This is a genomic window from Bacteroides intestinalis, from assembly GCF_003464595.1.
GTDB classification, from domain to species: Bacteria; Bacteroidota; Bacteroidia; order Bacteroidales; family Bacteroidaceae; genus Bacteroides; species Bacteroides intestinalis_A.
The window spans coordinates 129,938-147,939 of record NZ_QRZF01000009.1 but is presented as its reverse complement, the minus strand read 5'-3'; the positions used below and the strand labels follow the sequence as shown (position 1 = coordinate 147,939).

The following is an 18,002-nucleotide window of genomic DNA, read 5'->3' as shown; positions in this document are numbered from 1 at the left end:
AAAGCCTCTGTCTATTTTATGTAGGCAGAGGCGGCTTTTTCCGATGTATAGTTACATTGGATTCGGAGCGCGGAGTACGAGATTGCTTTCGCGCTCCGCGTTTTGGTACAGATCATTTTGCATTACCCTCTTTACTTTCATTTTTCTTGATTTTCAGTTGATATAGCAAGTCAGCTTGTTGCTGTTCCTTATATTCACGCATGATACGATCCCATTCATTGTTTTTCCCATAACCGGATTCTTCCGAGCCGGTTTCTTTTGATAAAATACCGGCACCGACTAATTGTACCAAGTTCGATACCAATTCGGCTGCATTTTGGTGGACGTATGGAACTGCCCACGAAAAGATTTTCAAATTGAGGAATTTGGTAAGTTGGCCTTTTTCTGTTCCATATCCGTGCAGGAACAGCTGTTTCATTTTGTCTATTGATTCGTCAAATTCCTTGCAGTCAATCATGGCTTTTTCCAAAGATGGTGAATAGATCAGCTTGATAGCAACACCCGGCAAATCTCCTGACTTTACTTCGGGAGGCATGACAACAAAACTCCCCATAAAAATCATTTTAAGTAATGTATTAATTTGAAGTTCAAATGATTGCGATGCTTCGGGACGATTCATAAAGCCTGCATCATCATCCTTCCCCATAGTGATAGCTTTTACCGCACCATACATATCTCCCTGAATCTCAACATCTTCACCTTTAAGTAACATGATCGGAAATGCGTATGCCATATTGTTTTGACACAAATGGGAAATAGCCAGTTCGTACTTGTCGATATTATCTTGTGAAAAGCTCCAGCAGGCACCGTGTTTGTCCCGATAATATACAACCGGACATTCGGCAAATCCATGATCGCGTTCTTCCACTAATGTATATCCTTCAATACCGAAATACTGTTTCACTTTGTTTATTGCTCCGACTATTCCCCTTTTATCCTGACGGTAACGGTACATTTTTTTATTGTCCCACACTTCCACCCAAGAAATGAGTTCCTTTCCCTCTTCGTCATAGTCGCTGTATCGCCGGGCAAACAGTGTCATTTGACCGGTTATGGAGTCGTAGTGAGGATAAAGAGTGTCACCATCAAAATAGGAGAGATTCTTGGTGAACACCTTGCCTTCATTCATATAAAATACGATTGCTGCATCTCCCGTTATTTTTACACTTTTGGCATATTCGTAAAATGCAATCTCCATATTCTTATCCAGCCACCCTTTTTGAAATTCGAGAAATATTTCCCGTGAACTTTCATCGACTTTGGTATCGGTCAGCTCATGATGAATGTCATTGCCACATAGATGTACAAGCTGTTGAATGGTGATTATCATCTGAAAGGGAAAAGAGGCACGGAACACTTTTTCTCGGAAGAACCGTTTCTTTTCTTCGTCATATTTCAGTCTATCCGGGTAAAACAATTCCGAATTGATCTTGTGCCCTGAAGGATAAAACTCACGGATAAAATCAGCCTGCGAAATGAGCTGCCATGTCAGCCTATCACTATTGTTTGTGAACGATGCGTTTCTTAAATCGCTCGTAATCCTGCCTTGCAAGTAACCTTCGGGAGTAACCCTTGCAAAAGGCTTTTTTGTAAGAATCTCTGCTATCATATTAATCCTAAACCTTTTATGTGTTTGCGTTTATGTTTAATTTCAAAAATCATTCGCATAAGCAATGCTTCTATGAAGTCGGGAGAATGGCCCACTAATTTTTTCATTATGATCTTCTTGATAATAGTCCAGCCTTTCTCTTCACTGTCTTCATCCTTTCGTATCGCTTTCCTTTCCTTGTCGAGAATCTGTCTAAGAGGAACTTTTTCAAACCCTTTGCCGGAGAACTTGCGTTCAAGAAGAGTCGGTTCAATAGAAACCTCCCGGTTGATAATTTTTTGTGCGAACAGATATGCCGCTTGTGATTTTAAATTCGCATAGATGTATTTGAATTTCTCTTCCACGGCTTCTTTGTTGTTGAATGGGATTGCATTCGGGAAAAAGCCTTTGAATATTTGTCCGAGTCCGTTAAGGTCATAGGTGAAGCATTCTTCTCTTACATGCCATTCTTCCAGCATCGCTTTTACGGTATCGACTGTTTTCTTGCTGTCAAGTTTGCAAACAAATATGTCTCTTATATGCCATCCTTCCCACAGCCACATGACAAGACTGTCGCCACCCTCAAATGCCGCATCACATGATACCCGGCGTATTCCATCACCTATCTGCATGGAATTGCGGTATAAGGCTTCCATGTGAGTCAGCTTTATTATATCATCTCCGGCAGCTTTGTATTTCCAGTTACCGTCAAGATCGCGTGCGCGTTGTTCGTCTGACTGGTTGACAAGGTTAGCCAAATAGGTCGGATCAGAAGACATCAGTTTTACATTATCGGAAAGTTTTGCTTCAATAAAAGTAACCGACTTGATAAACAGTTCTTGTGGTGTGCCATATTGCTCATACTCCGGCTTCCAGTAGGCGTGTATAATATCCTTGCATTGCTCATATACTTCCTCACGGGTATCTCCCCAATATATACCTGAAACATTGTCCCCGTCCATAAAACAATACCGGACTCTGCCATCACGTTCCGGGATTGGAAGACCATCTTCTCCGATCCACCAGTCAATGAATTTTGCAACCCAGCTGTCAGGATCAGGGTTACATGTTCCGATAAAGCGGTTACGGATATGAAAGGCGTTACGGTTACAAGTGATAAGGTATTTGAATTTGAGATATTCCATGTGGGTTATTTCATCCACACCTATATATGCGAACTGTTTACCTTGAAAACGCTTTTTGAAATCGTCAAGTGTGTCAGCATGATAGCTGAATTTTAAAAATCCACCTTTATAGAAATTCCAGCGCATGTCGTTTTTGGACTTGTTGTATTCCCCAAAATCATCATATAAGGTGGATGATGTTTCTACCATATCAGAGAGATCGTCTATCTCATGCCGGAGAAGCACAGAACGGAAGTTTTTATTTTTTATATCTTTCAATGTTTCCATAAGAAGAGTAAAAGTTTTACTTCCTCCACGGCATCCCCCACAGATGGTAATATCAGCCGGGGTGGAGAGCATGTTTTCCTGCCCTCCACCTTGTGCGATTATCTTATTCGGATTAGGAATTTTCCTATCCGCGTCCCTTAACATTTGGATATATTCATAATCAAGCACCAAACTGGCATTAACCGTTTTTATTCCACTATATTTCTCCATAAAAAGAAAACCGATCCTCACATTACACATGTGGAGACCGGCCTATAAGCTCTGATTCTAATATTGCAGTACAAAAATACGCATAAAGAGTATTATTTTCTACATTTTAATAGAAAATAATATCAAAAATGTTTTGAGAAAAGAAATCCAGTACATATATTTGCAACGAAAACATGGAGTATGATAAAAATTAGTGCGGATAAAGATGCAGATCAAAGGGAAATATACAACAAGATAGTTTTATGTCCGATATGCGGTCAGAAACTAACTGATATAAGCTATGTCAATGGTGTTGTTATATTGAGAGTGAAGTGTCGTAGATGCAAGAACTACATAAATGTGGATATTGTGGGTACAAAGTAGTTTTCAGGATAATATCGCGGAGTGGAGCAGCTGGTAGCTCGTTGGGATCATAGCCCAAAGGTCATTCGTTCGAGTCGAATCTCCGCAACAATAGTTGGAGTTGCCGCATTGTTTCTCCCTTCGATGTGGCGTATGGGGATAAAGGGAGAATATGGAAAGATGGCAGACGTGGTGTATGCGCCGGACTGAAAATCCGGTTAAGGTGATTCGATTTCATCTCTTTCCACAAAACCTATACGGTGTGGTTCAATTCCCACAGGTACGCTGAAATGGGGTATCGCAGGTTAGGTGAGTATAGGTATATTGTCCGGTTAGCTCAATTGGTAGAGCAATACACTGTTAATGTAAAGGTCGGTAGTTCGATTCTATCACCGGGCGCAATGAAGCGGAGATAGTTCAGTTGGAAGAACGTCAGATTCCAAACCTGATTGTCGGGGGTTCGAGTCCTTCTCTTCGCGCATATTGAGATATGGTGTAATGGCAACACAGCAGATTTTGGTTCTGCTATTCAAGGTTCAAATCCTTGTATCTCAACAAATGGCGTATTCGACTAACGGTTAGGTCGTCACCTTTTCACGGTGGAAACCAGAGTTCGATTCTCTGATACGCTACACAGAATGAATAACGTCCGAAATACAAGGGAAATGCGGTGGTTTCACCGAGACATCTTGTAGGTCGCATATTGGAAGTATGGGTGAGTGAACGATACCACCTCTTTGCTAAAGAGGCAAGCTGAAAGGCTTCGGAGGTTTGAATCCTTCTGCTTCCGCAAAACGGGTAGTTACCGAAGTGGCAAACGGGATAGACTGTAAATCTATTGGCTTTCGTCTTCATTGGTTCGAGTCCAATACTGCCCACTATTAAATGGAAAATAAGACCAAAGAGTCAGATTGATGCAAAAAGCATTGTCTGACTCTTTTTTTATTCAACATAAACACAAAATAAACACGATGGAACAAGAAAAAATCTTATCCACATTAAGTGAGAAACTTGGAGAAACCAGTTTTTCACCGCAGACATTACAGACGTATGTAGAACTTAATCCCATAGCCGAAGGTTCGGAGCCTGACGAGGCTTATTGGAACAAGGCTGTGAATTTTCTGAAAGGGATGCAAGGACAGTACAACCATGATGTCGCAACCAGAGTTGAGGACTTTAAGAAAAACTATAAGCCCCAACCGACTCCCCCGACACCTCCAACTCCACCGGTACCACCGAAAAACGATGATGAACTGGAGAAGAAACTGAAAGAACTGGAAGCACGTTTAGACGCGGAAGACAGCAAAAAGGTTCAAGCTGATTTGTTGAAGAAGGTTACGGCTGCAATGAAGGCCAAACAAGCGAATGATGATTATGTGTTGAGCAAGACCTTACAAGGGGTAACTTTCGATACCAAGAAAACTGTGGATGAACTGGTTACTGAATTTCTGCCGAAATATGATGCAGAATATAAGGCGTGCAGGGGTTATGGCACCGCCCCAAGAACTTCTGACGGTTCAGGTGGAACACAACACAATGCAGCCAGCAGATACTTTGAACGTAAAGGCAAGAAGGAAGGCTGGAAGAAGAATTGAAATTATTAACTCTAAAACAATAAATGTATGGGAACAATGGGTAACACGTTTGATGTGAACACCGTGAAATACGGACATGCCCGTAAAGTGTGGCGTGAAATCCGTCACCGTTATCCGGGCGGTGGTATGGTGAGCAACATTTCCGATTGGGTTGCGGTTGGCAAGATTCCTGCCGGTACAGCTGTGAAGTTTGATCTTTCAGGTAAGACATTCACCGCTTATACGGATGCACAGATCAAGGCGGCTGAATCAGATATTACCACTCTTGGCATTAATGGTTATTTGCAAGAAGATATTCTTGTAGCCAGTGGCAACACAAAGGCCAGTGGGACAGTAGTCTATGCCGGAGAGATTTATCAGTACATGTTTGACGAAGAAGTGGTCGCTATCCTGCAAAAGATTACTACACTTCCTCAAATTGTATGGGTGCAGTAAAAGAATTTGAAAACAACATTTAAAATACGACAATTGTATGAATACACTTCCTATTGATTTGTACAAGGTTATCGAGTATGGGCTTGGTGGGGACACTTGGCAAGAATTTATTGACCGTTACAAGGAGAAGTATGACCTACTTCAAATTGATGGTTTTGAATTTGAAGCAACCAAGTTGGATTATACTTTCTCCCAGCTTATTACGAGCCTCGGCGTGAAAACGCTGCCAGCTTACGTTGATCCGGAAAGTCCGGGTTATGAAGCTGCATTGGGAGAACTCGAAGGAAGGACGGGTAATATCCCGACTCAAAAGAAGTTCTACCGTTTGAACCGTGTGACTGTGAGACAACAATTGCAGCTGTTGCAACGGGTAGGCATGTCCGCATTGACGGAAGAGATGCAGAATGTGTTCTTGGGCTTGCTTGATGAAAGTGCTGACGGTCTTATCGGATCGTACTACAATGCGCTTACTCACCAGCGAATGAGAATTGTTTCCACGGGTAAGTTCACTATTGATACTGATAACAACCCACGTGGTTTGAAGGGTATCACTATTGACTTTAATATCCCTGAAAACCATTATCAAGTATTGGCCGGCACAAGCCGCTGGTGGACTAAGGATGAACATATTCCGGCAAATCAAGGCTCTGCCTCTGATCCGATTATGGATGTAAAGAACAGAGTGAAAGAGATTCGCCGCAAATATCATTATTTGGGCAAGATCAGGATGGAGCTGGCGCAGGACTTATGGGATGATTTAATGACTCATACCACGGTTCTTAAACGTATCGGCCATTCCCTCTATCCGACTGTGACGGATGATAGTACGGTTATTGCCAATGCACAGAATGAAGATGAAGACCGCCTGAAAGCCATTTTCAAGAAACTGGTTAAGGTGGATGAAATCGTGCCACGTGACAGCTATGCTTTTGTTGACAAGCCCGGTAAGGATGCGGACGGACAACCTGATCTTATCACTGAACAAGTGGAGAACTTCAAGGCCACCAATATTGCCTTTATACCAGTAGGTCAGATCGGTACTATTCAAGGTGTGGAGCCTTTGACTTTGGGATATGAGGCAAACAAGGTTGCTTCTTATGACGGTGGACGCTTGAAACTGACACAGAGAGCCAATCCTGAAACACATTCAATCTATATTGAAAGTGAAGCCGCCCAAATGTGTGTGCCGAGAATGCCACAGTATATGTTCATCTCTACTGTAACTGTGTAATTCTTAAATTCATGCAAGAATGAATGAGGAACTTTCTCATACGGAAGATATGACCATTGAGGACTTTTTGAGTGGCGCAACTGCTTATGAAATAGCGGACAACGCCCTCAAAAGGGTTCTTGTCAAGCGGAAAATCGCTTTTGGAACAATGGTAAGTGAACTGACCGAAAGGCAGCTTGATCTTGCCACTGCCGATATTTACATGTGGTGTGCAAGCACTCCAAGCAGTAAGAATGATACCGAAGACAGTGACGGGGGATGGAAGCATAAGGAAGGTGGTTGGCAGACCAGTGCATACGACAAGCGGCAACTCCGTGAAATGGCGAAAGAACTGTATGAGAAATGGGATGAAGAAGTTGTAAAGGGCACTAAAATCAGAATAGTCAATTTTTGAGTATGAAAGTAAATAATCCACGGCATCCGCACAAATGTACTGTTTACCGAATTATAGGTGAGGATTCTTTCAGTGATGGTGAGAAGGTGATCTTGTATGAAGGTATATGCCGAAAGGAAGGTAGTACAAATTTGCGGACATTCAAAACCGATAATGTGATAAAGAGCGATTATCTGTTGAGCCTTCCCGGAATTGTTGAAGGAATATTGGCCGGTGATCTGATAGATGTCACGGACAGACAAGGCACTTTCACTCAATGTATGGTTACTGATAGCTATGCCGGAAATTTGGGAACAACTGTGTATTTCAATCTTGCAAAAAATTAACGCATGGATAACCGGAGCAATGAAGTATTGTTTGATGAAGGAATAAGGAAGGCAAAGGAGCTTGTTTCAGGATATATCTTTGATGTCTTGACTAAATGCTGTGAAGAACTTATCCAAGATGCACTTGATAACAAGTCAGGCTTTCGGAATCTTACGGGTAATACAATAACCAGTTATGCGTGCGGATTATTCATGGACGGTAGATTTTCCTATTTCGTTTGTAGTGGAGATTCAATGAAACAACCGGTGAGAGTAAAGCTGACTAAAGGTGAAACATTTGTAGGTGTCAGTTATGATAATCAGAACAGACGTTTTACTGGAACAATAGAAACTGATAAAGGTTATGGCGAAGCATTCTCCTTTGATTTCTTGAAAAGATATAAGTCGGAATCACGTAAAGGATTTGAGATAGTAATGTGCACGGGTACTGAATATTCAACCTATTTGGAGAATGTGTTGAATGCAGATGTTCTGACCGGAACATTTCAAAGGGCACAAAATACATTATTCAAGAACTTTAAACCAATGAAATGATGGGACGGACAGTTTATAGACGTATGGATATATTAAAACAAATCGCTGATGCAGTAACCGGCATTGGTGAAAAGGTTTTCATAACAGATCGTCCGGCTGCTGAACAAAAGGCGATGAAGGACTTTGTTGTTATCCGGTTGCCACAAACTATCCAAGATAAAGGAAGTACCTACCAAGACACTTACTGTCAGATAAACGTTTTTGCGCATGATCGCTCAAACGGTATTGAGAATACAGTCCGTTTGGATGAAATGCAAATGGAAGTGGTTTCAAAATTTCCAATAGTGACGGAATTGTTTTCAGCTGTAAGTCCACGATTGCTTCCCGGAGGAAATGACGGACTCGGTTTTCATTCCTTAATAATACAAGCGAAGCTAATAATAAACAAATGACACAAACTTAAAAAGATACGATTATGGCAGAGATTTCTATTACTACCAAACTGGAAGAGTTAAAGGTGCTCTTTAATCAGATGAAGGAGGTTTATTATGTGTCCAAAGTCAATAGTGACCTCGCAACTTTAGCGGCTTTTGATATGGAGCTGCCGGTACTCTCTGACGGAGTTACATTTGATACCGGAGCTGCCGATGTTTCCAAGATCAAGTTGACAACCGGAGCAACTTGGACTTCTATTGCTAATGCTGGAGATTCCGATATTCAGTTTCAAGTACCTTCCGTGGCAGGAAAGATCAATGACTTGTTACTGAACAAGAAAGCGGAAACGGTGACTATGACTGCTACCATTGATGGTGAGACTTATGAAGGTGAAGGTTACAATATCGAACCGAAGAAAGTAATCGGAGGACTCTTCATGCGTAGTGAAGACCGTCAAACAGCCTTGTTCTTACCGAATGTTGAGGGGTATAGCAACTTCGTCAGCGAGCAGGATAAGCCGGGGTACTTTAATGTATCTGTTTCTCCGTTGAATGATGCTAAGGGTGCCTCTATTTACATTTTACGTAAAAAAGTGTCCGAATAAAAAACTTAGGATATAACACTTTGCAAAATTCATATCAGCGAAAAGGTGGTGAGCTACTTGATACCGGCCACCACCTTTTTTCGTATAAAACACGATAAAATATGACAAAGAAGAATGACATAACACTTCCTACACCGGAGGATGAAAGGCTATTGAATGATGTGTTGGAAGACAGTGTGGACTATGTGGAAGTCCGAGGAAAGAAATATGGTATTTCATGGCTGAAAAGAGGGACTATACGCAAATTCACCAGTACCATGCAGAAATCGGGAAATGATGATAAGATCAGTTGCCAATGTGCAGCCGCTATCATTTTGAACGGATATTGGAAGATCAAGTTCTTCTATCCTTTCTTGTGGCGATGGTTCTTTTATATCAAACAATATGGAGATCATGAGCTGATGAAGGTTATAGCCGTCGGCAAAAAAAAAATTCCAGTGGAAGACTACTTGACTGCTACCATATATCTGACCGCGATGAAGGACACGATGATGACAATGACAAAAGAGGAAGCAGAGCATATCCTTCACGAACCAGCTACGGACAAACGTGGGAAATAGGCAAGTCCTATCCGTGGCTGACAGAGCCTTTGAGAGTATTTGGGATTCCAATAAGCAAGCCCTTGTTTGGTATTTATTGGGTACTTACAAATGCACAAATTGAACTATTGGCAATGGATGTGTCTATTGTGGTTACAGATTGTGACAAGGACAACAAGGAAAAGAAGCACGATACGAAGAACTTCAAATCCCCTTCCGTAAGCGAAATAGAGGATGCTGCCAAACGCTGGAAAGATAAGTATGGCAATGGAGAAACAGCAATTAACATTAATGATTATAAGTAACACAAACACAATAATATATGGCTGATCTCGGTAATTTATATTTTGATATACTGTTCCGTGATAAGACAGCGGAACAACGTAAAAAATTGAAAGCGGAAATCACCAAAGACTTGCAGGCAAAACTTGATGTGGGTTTTGACAAGAAGAAGTTGGTTGGCGATATGAAGACTTTGCTTCAAAGTGAGAAGTTTAAGATCAATGTGGTAGTGGATAAGGCCAGTACCACACAAGCTGTCCGTGCCGCCTTGCAAGCCGCCGGGTTGAATACAAACTTTACAGCAAGTGATTTACGCGCCGCCAAAGCCGCAGCCATTCAAACCAAAGCGGAGGCTTCTGCCGCAGCTGCACGTGAGCTTGCGCGACAAAGAGCCGCCCGTGCCGCCAAAGCGGAACTGGATTTGGCTAATGCCCGTGAGAGATCAGCCAATGCAGCAAGGCGGCACATGACAGCCACTCTCAATATGAATGGAGCAATGAACAGCCAGTTGAGTATTGTCGGACAATTAAGAAATGATTTTTTGGGGCTATACTCCATTTATGCGGCACAAAATTTCTTACGTGCAGTGGTTGATATTGGTGGTGAGTTGGAGAATCAGAAAATTGCAATGGCCTCTATCTTGCAAGATGAAGGCAAAGCTACAACCATATTCAATCAGATTAAGAAACTGGCTGTTGCTTCTCCGTTCGGGGTTATGGACTTGAATCAGTATGCCAAACAACTTTCCGCGTATTCTATACCATACAATGAATTGTATGATACCATGAAAAGGCTGGCTGATATATCAGCCGGTGTAGGTGTTGATATGGGACGTATCATATTGGCCTACGGTCAGATAAAGGCTGCTAAATTCTTGAAAGGAACGGAATTACGACAATTGACGGAAGCGAACATTCCTATGGTGGATAAACTGGCCGAGCGATTCAGTAAGTTGGAAGGCCGCATTGTCAGTGCCGGTGAAGTGCTTGATATGATCTCGAAAAAGAAGGTTACGTTTGAGGATGTAAAAGATGTTCTTTGGGAACTTACGGATGATGGTGGTATGTTTAATAACATGCAGGAAGTTCTTTCAGAATCAGTTAAGTCCAAATGGAAGAACTTGGCTGATGCGATTGACATTATGCTTGGTGATATTGCGGAGTCAACGGGTAGTACATTGAAATGGACTGCCGAAAGCCTTACCACCCTTGCACAAAATTGGAAAGAAGTTGTACCGGCTATCGAAGCTGCCGTTGGAGCCTTTGGAGTATATAAGGTAGCTACATTTGGCGCAAACCGCTTGATTGGGAATGAAAGTGCGGCTCTTATAAAAAGTACGCTTGCTGCCAAGCAAAAGGCAGCAGCCAATCTTGTTGTCGCATCCAGTTATCGTACACTTACTAATGCGGAAAAAGGACTTATAGCTTCAAGTAATACTATGACAACCGCAGATTGGAAAGCGTTGGCAAGTAGTGGAGCTTTAACTAAGGAGTATGCCTTGCGGTTAATGGCACTTGGAAAATTGAAATCAGGACAAGCCGGTCATATTGTGCAGGTACTTGGTATATCTCGTGCTGAAATGTCGGCTGCACTTTCAACAAGTAAATGGCGTGTAGCCATGATCTCATTGGGTTATGGTATAAAACAAGTAGGAGTTGCATTAAAAGGTTTGCTTTTTAATCCATACATGCTTTTGTTTACTGGGCTTACTGCCATTGCTGAATTATGGTATAAGTCCGGGCAAAAGGCTGACGAAATGAACGAGCGTATTTCCGAGCTGACAACAAGAGCACAAGACGGTTTCAAGAATTTAACGAAAGAAGCTCAAAAATTTGCTGATGTTGATCCTTTTAAGGCGAATGATGCCTCACTGATTTCTTCCATTGAAGAAATGAAAACAGCATTAAAGGATTATTCTCCAGTTTGGGCAAACACTTTTAATGAAACGTTTAAGACTGATGATGAAGGAAATACGGTTAAAAGCCTTGCAGAACAATATATATTGCTTCGGAATGCTTTGAATGATACAAAAGAGGCTTATAGATTGTTGAATGCCATAAAAGGTACGTCTGAACATGCCAATGAAGCGACTGACGGTTATTTTGATGACAGTTTTCTTGAAAATATCAATGACTACATTGATGCGGAGGAACGGGTAAACAAAATTATTGGCCGCATGTCAGGCAGCTATATCGAGTATTCCACCGCCATGCAGAAAGTTATAGCCAAACATGGTGATTTTGCCAAAGCCGCTTCGGGTAAACCGCTGAAAGAACAGCTATCCATTCTCAAAGAATACCCCAAAGCATTGGCCAGCCTGAATAATGAGTTGCCTTTCACTGGAGGATATAGAGATGATATTTTTCAATTGCGGAAAGCGTGGAAAAACTCTAAGCGTATTTATATGGAAGATGTATTGCCGGATATGAAGGACTTCCTATCTGGGTACAAGTCGAGGCTGAAAGCTGCCGGCTGGGATTTGGAGAATTTGAGTGATGCGCAGAAAATAGCTATCGGTTTGGATATAAGTTCTTTCTTTGATACGTTCGAGAAGATGCCGAAATATATGCGAGACTTCTTTAACGAGAAGACTCTTGAAGAAGAGTTCAATATCAAGATTAATGCTGAATATACAGAAGCCAGTCAAAGTTTTTCTGATTTGCAGAAAAAGTTCAATGAAGCCACAGATGGGCAATTTGAAGCCCAAATAAAGGTTTCCACAGATTCAGAGAAAATCATTGAAGGAATACAAAAAGGATACAAGGAAGCTAAAGAGACAACAAATCAATTGAAGCCGGTATTGATTAAAGCCGGAATAGATTTGTCAGGTATTGGAGCTATTGACTTGTCAAAACTTCCCGACTGGCAGAAGCAAATTGTATCAGATTATAAAAAGGCTTTCGACACAATGCAAGCCGGTGAGAAAGGAGCTAAAGAAATCGGTTTTTCTCTCACTGATCCAAATAAGGATAAGAGCAAAAAGGATGCCTTTGCCGAAAGATTGAAAGAACGGGTAAACTTACTAAAGGAGGCATATTCTGAATATAAGAAGTGGACTGACATTGTTGGAAAGGGAGAAGCTGCCAGCAAGGTTAAAGAATCGGGTATTTTTGATTCCTTATTTAAAGGTAAAGAACCGGTGAATATTGTAAATTATCGGGATGAATTGAATAAGATTCTTAACCAGCTTGACGATAAGACCGAAGAGCGTAGGGAATTGAAAGTCTCTATACGGAAAGTGCTTTTGGATATTGATGCCAACGCTATGAAAGAAGCTTCGGATAAGGCCACAAAGGAACTTGAAAGGTACGTGTCTGATGTTTCAAAGAAATGGGATATATACAAGCAGCTTATCAATGCCGGTGCAAGTAAGAAGGATGCTTCAACTTATGCTTTTGGTTTTTTGACTGATTATGAGAATGAAGCGCAATATTTAATAGATACAGTACAAAAGAAACTCAAAGAAAAGGCTGTTGATCTTCCATTCACTTTGAGTGACGATGAAGCAGAAAGTATATTAGGAGGTAAAGACAGCCCATTATATAAGCAATTTTTTAAGGTGTGGAAGGATGCTAAAGAGGCATTTGAGAAAGATAAGGTAAGTATTGCACTTGATGATACAAAGGTTATTGCCAATGCAAGATCAACGATAGAAAAGATACGAATATTAAGTGAACAGTACGCATCAAAGACTGGATTAAGTGTCGGAAAAAATGGGGAGTTGGTTGGTGATACGTCAGGTCTAAACAATGTTCAGAAGGCTTATCTTGATGAATATAATAAGAAGCTGATTGAATTAAAATCGACCTTATTACAATTGTTACCTGAATGGGAGAAAATATTTGGAGATAAAGAGCAACGTTCATTCTCTGATTTGAAAGAGGCTGAACGTATCGCAAGGGAAATCAAGAATAATGCAAAGGTTTCCTATGATAGCGATGGAAAGCCCAATGGATTTACTTCTTTTTTTACGAAAGATGATGGTAGTATTGAAAATGTTAAGGGTGCTTATTCTTTGTTGGATAAATTGATAAAAGCCATCCCCCAGTTGCAAGATGCACAGTTGGCTGTAAATCCATTCAAAACCTTAGCGAAGAATGTAAAAGAACTTTTTACTTCTGAAAAAGACAGCGACAAACTGGAAAAGAAAATCGGACGGTTGGGAGAAAGTGCCGCTGAAAGTGCTGATCTTGTCGGCAATTTTGCAGGACAGATGTCTTCCATGTTCGATGCTTTGGGCAATGAGGGTATGGCCGACACGATGGGTAATGTGCAGGATGCCATGTCTTCTATAAGCAATATCGGGCAGGGATTCGCCAAAGGTGGAATCGTTGGTGGTATTGCTGCCGCTGCTGGTGAAGCTGTAAATTGGATTGGGAAGATAGCACAAGCGCATGATAAGAAACTCGATAAGGCTATTGAAAAGAGTAAACTTCGTGCTCAACAGTTGCAATATATATACGAACAAATTGACGGTATTCTTGAACGTTTTTTGGGCAGTGGCACGGAACTAAAACTTGTAGATGCAGAAAATGACCGTACCCGGTTGAATCAATTAAATAATCAGATTGGGGCAATACGCAATAAGGGAAAGATCAACATCTTCGATTTGATGTCTTTGCAGAAATATAAGCAGGAAGCGGAAAAACTTCAAAAACGTGTTTCGGCATACGATGAAGGTGGTGCATACGGGTATCAACGTGCCTTGATGCAAGAACAACTTTCAGAATTGGAGAAACAACGGCAAGCCGAAATTGACAAGAAGAAGACGGATGATAGCAAAGTGGCTGATTATGAGAATCAGATTGCGGAGATGAAACAGCAAATAAAGGATTTTGCCGAAGAAACGGCTGAATCTCTTTATGGCATTAATTTGAAAGACTGGGCTTCACAGCTGGGAGATGCCTTGTATGAGGCATGGCAGAAAGGCGAGGATGGTGCCGAAGCTTTCAAAAATAAGGTTGCCGACATTATGGGTGATGTTATGAACTCCATTCTCAAAATAAGTATTTTGGAACCGGCCATGCAACAGCTTCAAAAGATGCTTTTCGGTGAGGATGGAATGAGTGGTTATTTCGGCAAGGATTTCTCTCTTGACGAAAAGGAGTTGGAAAGTATTGCGGACTATCTAATGGGGGTAAGTGAGAAAACCGATGATTACTATTCCATGCTTGACAAACTGAATAACTATATGGAAAAGAAATATGGTATCAGTATGAAGGAAGAGGAAGAAGACAGTGGAAGTGGTTTATCTAAAGGCATACAGAATGTTACTGAAAATACCGCTAACCTTTTGGCTTCTTATATAAATGCAATCCGGGCTGACGTGAGTGTTAAACGGGAGTATGTGCGCAGATTGGTTGAAGAATTGTTCCCGGCCTATAATGTAATAGCACAAGCACAATTACAACAACTGACAATGATACAGATAAATACAGCAAAGAATGTGGAATTTGTGGAAGAAATCAGGGATATACTACATAGGAATATAAACGGTGTAAACAAGTTTAATATATGATTATGAACAGATTGAATAGTGAATTGAGAGGCCATGCCGTATCGTATGGCCTCTGCACACAATGGCAAGGTGACTGGCAAAACAATAAAAGCCAGCAAGAATTGATCGGAATGTATATACGGGGCATTGATTTTTGTATTGAACACGATTATCCGACGGTGGAATATATAAAAGGCAATTTTGACCGGAGTCTGCTTCATCAAAACCATATTTTTGTTGATGAACCAGTAATCGGAGGCGACAATGGTGTATATGTACTGAACGGTAAATGTTCAGGCAAACTTTCTTTCGGTAAATTTACAGTTGTTACTCTCCATTTGCGGCATGATAGTGAATTGACTCTTGAAGTGGAGGATTGTGCCAAAGTTTTTGTAAGTGTATATGATCGGGCTAAACTACATGTAAGGCAAAGCGATGTGGCTAAAGTTTATGTATATGTTCATGGTGGAAACTGTAAAGTTGAAACCGATGGCAATGTCATGGTAAGATATAAAATGAATGGGGATTAACATGTGTTTTGCAACATCCTTATTTATAGCCTTTTATATTCCTATATTATTTGAACGGTATCATAAATGACAATCAACATCTCGCCACAATACGGTAGATACGCGCATTATTTATATTATGTCTAAATTTTAGAGTAAATATAACTGTTTTTATTTACCGATTCTTACCGTTTGTTACTGATGTTTACCGAATTTATTTTATTGATTTTTAGGTTGTTGTATGGTGAAAATATCGTCTTTATATTTGCGCTGGAAACAATGTTGTAAGGTTCATTACGTGGTTGTCATGAACTGGAGTAAAATATTATAGGGCATTCTCTTTGAGGCAGACAACCACATTAAGCTTCATCGGGATTTGCCCTTTCTCTTTACTATTATGTCAAGCGTGACTATTATATTAAGGAGGGTTCAGTAGGTACGAGTAATGGCGTATTGGGGTTCGATTCCCTGCCTACTACAAGATCGGACAAAATAATTCCCCAAAAGCGGAGATGTCCGAGCCGCTGATGGGGAAAACATTAACTTTATAGTGCAAAGATATGGAAAATTTTAATCAGTTAATACCTATTGATGAGGGAAAAGGTAAAAAAAGAACAATGACCTCCTTACAGATTGCAGAAATTACGGGCAAAACTCATTCAAATGTAATGCGAGATATTCGCAATATCCTTGAACAACTGGAAGATAGACGACAATTCAGTTTTGAATTATCATCAAGACCTCAACCTATGCCAAACGGTGGAAGCAAAGAAGTGTCTTGTTACATTCTCACCAAAAAGGATTGTCTTCTTCTCGCAAGTGGTTATGATGCAAACTTACGAGCCAAAATTATTAATCGTTGGGAAGAACTTGAAGAAAACAAGCGTGAACTTTCCCGTAAAAGGGAGAAATCTTTGTTAAGTAAAATCTAAATTTATAATATGAAAACAAATCAAGAAATGGTGCGATACATTGATAGTTTTTCTGTGGTTCAGCGCACGAGTGATGGTTATTTTGACGGAACTGAATTGCTTCGGCAGTGGAATAATGTAGAAGGGAATCCGAGAAGGCAAATGAGTAAATTCTTAGAATCTGATAATACATCAGAGTTTTTGAAAGCTCTTGCAGAGGATGAAAGCCATAGAGCAAAAATGCTCATTGGTGAAAATCAACTACTTATAAAAGTTAAGGGTAGAAATACGAAAGAAGGCAAAACACCCGATAAAGTTTGGATGAATCCGCTTCTGTTTATCAAATTTGCTATGTGGATAAATCCGGCTTTTGAAGTCAAAGTATTACGGTTTGTGTACGATGAAATGATTCGCTATCGAAACGATGCCGGGGATGCTTACAAAGAACTTGGCTCTGCCGTTCAGAAGATAGTTCCTAAAGAGTTTATGCCGAAAGCAATGCAAAAGGTTGGGGAAGCATTGAATTGGGTTGTGTTTAACTCACATGAGAAAATGCTTCGCAACAAGCAGGGTGATGAAAGCAAACAACGCGAACTGTGGCAGCTTGAAAAGAAGGTGGCTGATTTAATCAACGAGGGATTCATTACCAACTTCGATAATTTAATATCATACCTTAGAAAACAATATTCAAAAAGGAACTATCCTGCCGTGTTCCAATTACAGCAAGAAAATACAAATTTTATCCACTATAAATAATAAATCAATATGGAATTAGTAGAATTTATGAGCAACAAAGAATGCGTTGTAGAAACATTCAAAGTAAATGGTCTTATTGCAAAAGACAATACGGTAACAGAGAAAGGTTTAATGGCTATACAGTTCTATTTAGATATGATAGAGCAAAAGAAGCCAGAATTAGAAAATTGTCAAACGGCTTATATGTCATGTAGTGAGGTGGAGGAATGGGAAAAGAAAAACGCTGCGGCTTCGGTAAGTTTTGACAGCGGAGGGGTAGTCGAGTTTCTCCCGATAGAAATGTTCTCAAAAGATGCTAAAATAGAAAAGGGAGGTGGCATAAAAGGTATGCTTATTTCAATGTGCGATTGCGCATGTGAAGATGAAATATCCGAAATAGTATCTTCAAATGATGAAATTCGTAAATTGAGAGATGCGCTTAACAAATATCTCGAAAGCTGAATACTTTTGGCTAAGAGTGGC

Annotated in this window: 17 protein-coding genes and 8 tRNA genes; 23 read left to right on the top strand and 2 right to left on the bottom strand. The window is 40.6% G+C overall.

Annotation, left to right across the window (positions count from 1 at the left end; all coding sequences use genetic code 11):
- Positions 1-112: 112 nt before the first annotated feature.
- Together DWW10_RS14380 and DWW10_RS14375 are read right to left on the bottom strand one after the other, a co-directional pair.
- Positions 113-1,609, bottom strand: a complete 1,497-nt coding sequence (locus DWW10_RS14380) for a phage portal protein (RefSeq protein WP_117928581.1) — start codon at positions 1,607-1,609, stop codon at positions 113-115.
- Positions 1,606-3,240, bottom strand: coding sequence for a terminase large subunit domain-containing protein (locus DWW10_RS14375; RefSeq protein ID WP_117928582.1), 1,635 nt, complete (start codon positions 3,238-3,240; stop codon positions 1,606-1,608). Before DWW10_RS14375 ends, DWW10_RS14380 begins: the two co-directional genes overlap by 4 nt.
- Positions 3,241-3,588: 348 nt before the next feature.
- Here DWW10_RS14375 and DWW10_RS14365 point away from each other — a divergent pair.
- The 23 genes from DWW10_RS14365 to DWW10_RS14265 all read left to right on the top strand — a co-directional run bounded on the left by DWW10_RS14365 (position 3,589) and on the right by DWW10_RS14265 (position 17,981).
- Positions 3,589-3,661 (top strand) — tRNA-Met (locus DWW10_RS14365).
- A 65-nt stretch (positions 3,662-3,726) separates the two neighbouring features.
- A tRNA-Phe gene (locus DWW10_RS26070) sits at positions 3,727-3,799 on the top strand.
- Positions 3,800-3,878: 79 nt separating this feature from the next.
- A tRNA-Asn gene (locus DWW10_RS14360) sits at positions 3,879-3,951 on the top strand.
- A gap of 7 nt (positions 3,952-3,958) precedes the next feature.
- A tRNA-Trp gene (locus DWW10_RS14355) sits at positions 3,959-4,031 on the top strand.
- Positions 4,032-4,036: 5 nt separating this feature from the next.
- Positions 4,037-4,107: transfer RNA gene (locus DWW10_RS14350), tRNA-Gln, on the top strand.
- 5 nt (positions 4,108-4,112) lie between these two features.
- Positions 4,113-4,184, top strand: a tRNA-Glu gene (locus DWW10_RS14345).
- A gap of 73 nt (positions 4,185-4,257) precedes the next feature.
- Positions 4,258-4,342, top strand: a tRNA-Ser gene (locus DWW10_RS26065).
- 6 nt (positions 4,343-4,348) lie between these two features.
- Positions 4,349-4,430: transfer RNA gene (locus DWW10_RS14340), tRNA-Tyr, on the top strand.
- A gap of 93 nt (positions 4,431-4,523) precedes the next feature.
- A complete protein-coding gene (locus tag DWW10_RS14335; RefSeq protein ID WP_005794419.1) occupies positions 4,524-5,147 on the top strand; it encodes a hypothetical protein in 624 nt (207 codons plus the stop codon).
- Between the two features lie 27 nt (positions 5,148-5,174).
- Positions 5,175-5,582 (top strand): hypothetical protein, encoded by a 408-nt coding sequence (locus tag DWW10_RS14330; protein ID WP_004327383.1) that lies wholly within the window; start codon positions 5,175-5,177, stop codon positions 5,580-5,582.
- A gap of 37 nt (positions 5,583-5,619) precedes the next feature.
- The gene (locus DWW10_RS14325; RefSeq protein ID WP_005794414.1) at positions 5,620-6,813 is read left to right on the top strand and encodes a major capsid protein; all 1,194 of its coding nucleotides are present in this window, start codon (positions 5,620-5,622) and stop codon (positions 6,811-6,813) included.
- Between the two features lie 19 nt (positions 6,814-6,832).
- The gene (locus tag DWW10_RS14320) at positions 6,833-7,207 is read left to right on the top strand and encodes a hypothetical protein (RefSeq protein ID WP_005794411.1); all 375 of its coding nucleotides are present in this window, start codon (positions 6,833-6,835) and stop codon (positions 7,205-7,207) included.
- A 2-nt stretch (positions 7,208-7,209) separates the two neighbouring features.
- Positions 7,210-7,533: a hypothetical protein gene (locus DWW10_RS14315; RefSeq protein ID WP_004326777.1), complete on the top strand. Its 324-nt coding sequence runs from the start codon at positions 7,210-7,212 to the stop codon at positions 7,531-7,533.
- Positions 7,534-7,536: 3 nt separating this feature from the next.
- Positions 7,537-8,067: a hypothetical protein gene (locus DWW10_RS14310; protein WP_004326776.1), complete on the top strand. Its 531-nt coding sequence runs from the start codon at positions 7,537-7,539 to the stop codon at positions 8,065-8,067.
- The gene (locus DWW10_RS14305; RefSeq protein ID WP_008775834.1) at positions 8,064-8,459 is read left to right on the top strand and encodes a hypothetical protein; all 396 of its coding nucleotides are present in this window, start codon (positions 8,064-8,066) and stop codon (positions 8,457-8,459) included. The genes DWW10_RS14310 and DWW10_RS14305 overlap by 4 nt, the downstream gene beginning before the upstream one ends.
- Before the next feature lie 23 nt (positions 8,460-8,482).
- Entirely contained in the window at positions 8,483-9,046 is a 564-nt protein-coding gene (locus tag DWW10_RS14300) for a hypothetical protein (protein ID WP_004326773.1), read from the top strand.
- A gap of 101 nt (positions 9,047-9,147) precedes the next feature.
- Positions 9,148-9,606, top strand: coding sequence for a hypothetical protein (locus tag DWW10_RS14295; RefSeq protein ID WP_004326772.1), 459 nt, complete (start codon positions 9,148-9,150; stop codon positions 9,604-9,606).
- Positions 9,607-9,668: 62 nt separating this feature from the next.
- Complete coding sequence (locus DWW10_RS14290) at positions 9,669-9,890, top strand: hypothetical protein (RefSeq protein WP_008775833.1); 222 nt, start codon at positions 9,669-9,671, stop codon at positions 9,888-9,890.
- A gap of 17 nt (positions 9,891-9,907) precedes the next feature.
- Complete coding sequence (locus DWW10_RS14285) at positions 9,908-15,385, top strand: tape measure protein (protein WP_118487097.1); 5,478 nt, start codon at positions 9,908-9,910, stop codon at positions 15,383-15,385.
- A complete protein-coding gene (locus tag DWW10_RS14280) occupies positions 15,382-15,894 on the top strand; it encodes a hypothetical protein (protein WP_005794401.1) in 513 nt (170 codons plus the stop codon). Before DWW10_RS14285 ends, DWW10_RS14280 begins: the two co-directional genes overlap by 4 nt.
- 596 nt (positions 15,895-16,490) lie before the next feature.
- Complete coding sequence (locus DWW10_RS14275) at positions 16,491-16,805, top strand: Rha family transcriptional regulator (RefSeq protein WP_005794398.1); 315 nt, start codon at positions 16,491-16,493, stop codon at positions 16,803-16,805.
- Positions 16,806-16,814: 9 nt separating this feature from the next.
- The gene (locus DWW10_RS14270; RefSeq protein WP_004326766.1) at positions 16,815-17,540 is read left to right on the top strand and encodes a KilA-N domain-containing protein; all 726 of its coding nucleotides are present in this window, start codon (positions 16,815-16,817) and stop codon (positions 17,538-17,540) included.
- A 9-nt stretch (positions 17,541-17,549) separates the two neighbouring features.
- A complete protein-coding gene (locus DWW10_RS14265; protein WP_004326765.1) occupies positions 17,550-17,981 on the top strand; it encodes a hypothetical protein in 432 nt (143 codons plus the stop codon).
- Positions 17,982-18,002 lie beyond the last annotated feature (21 nt).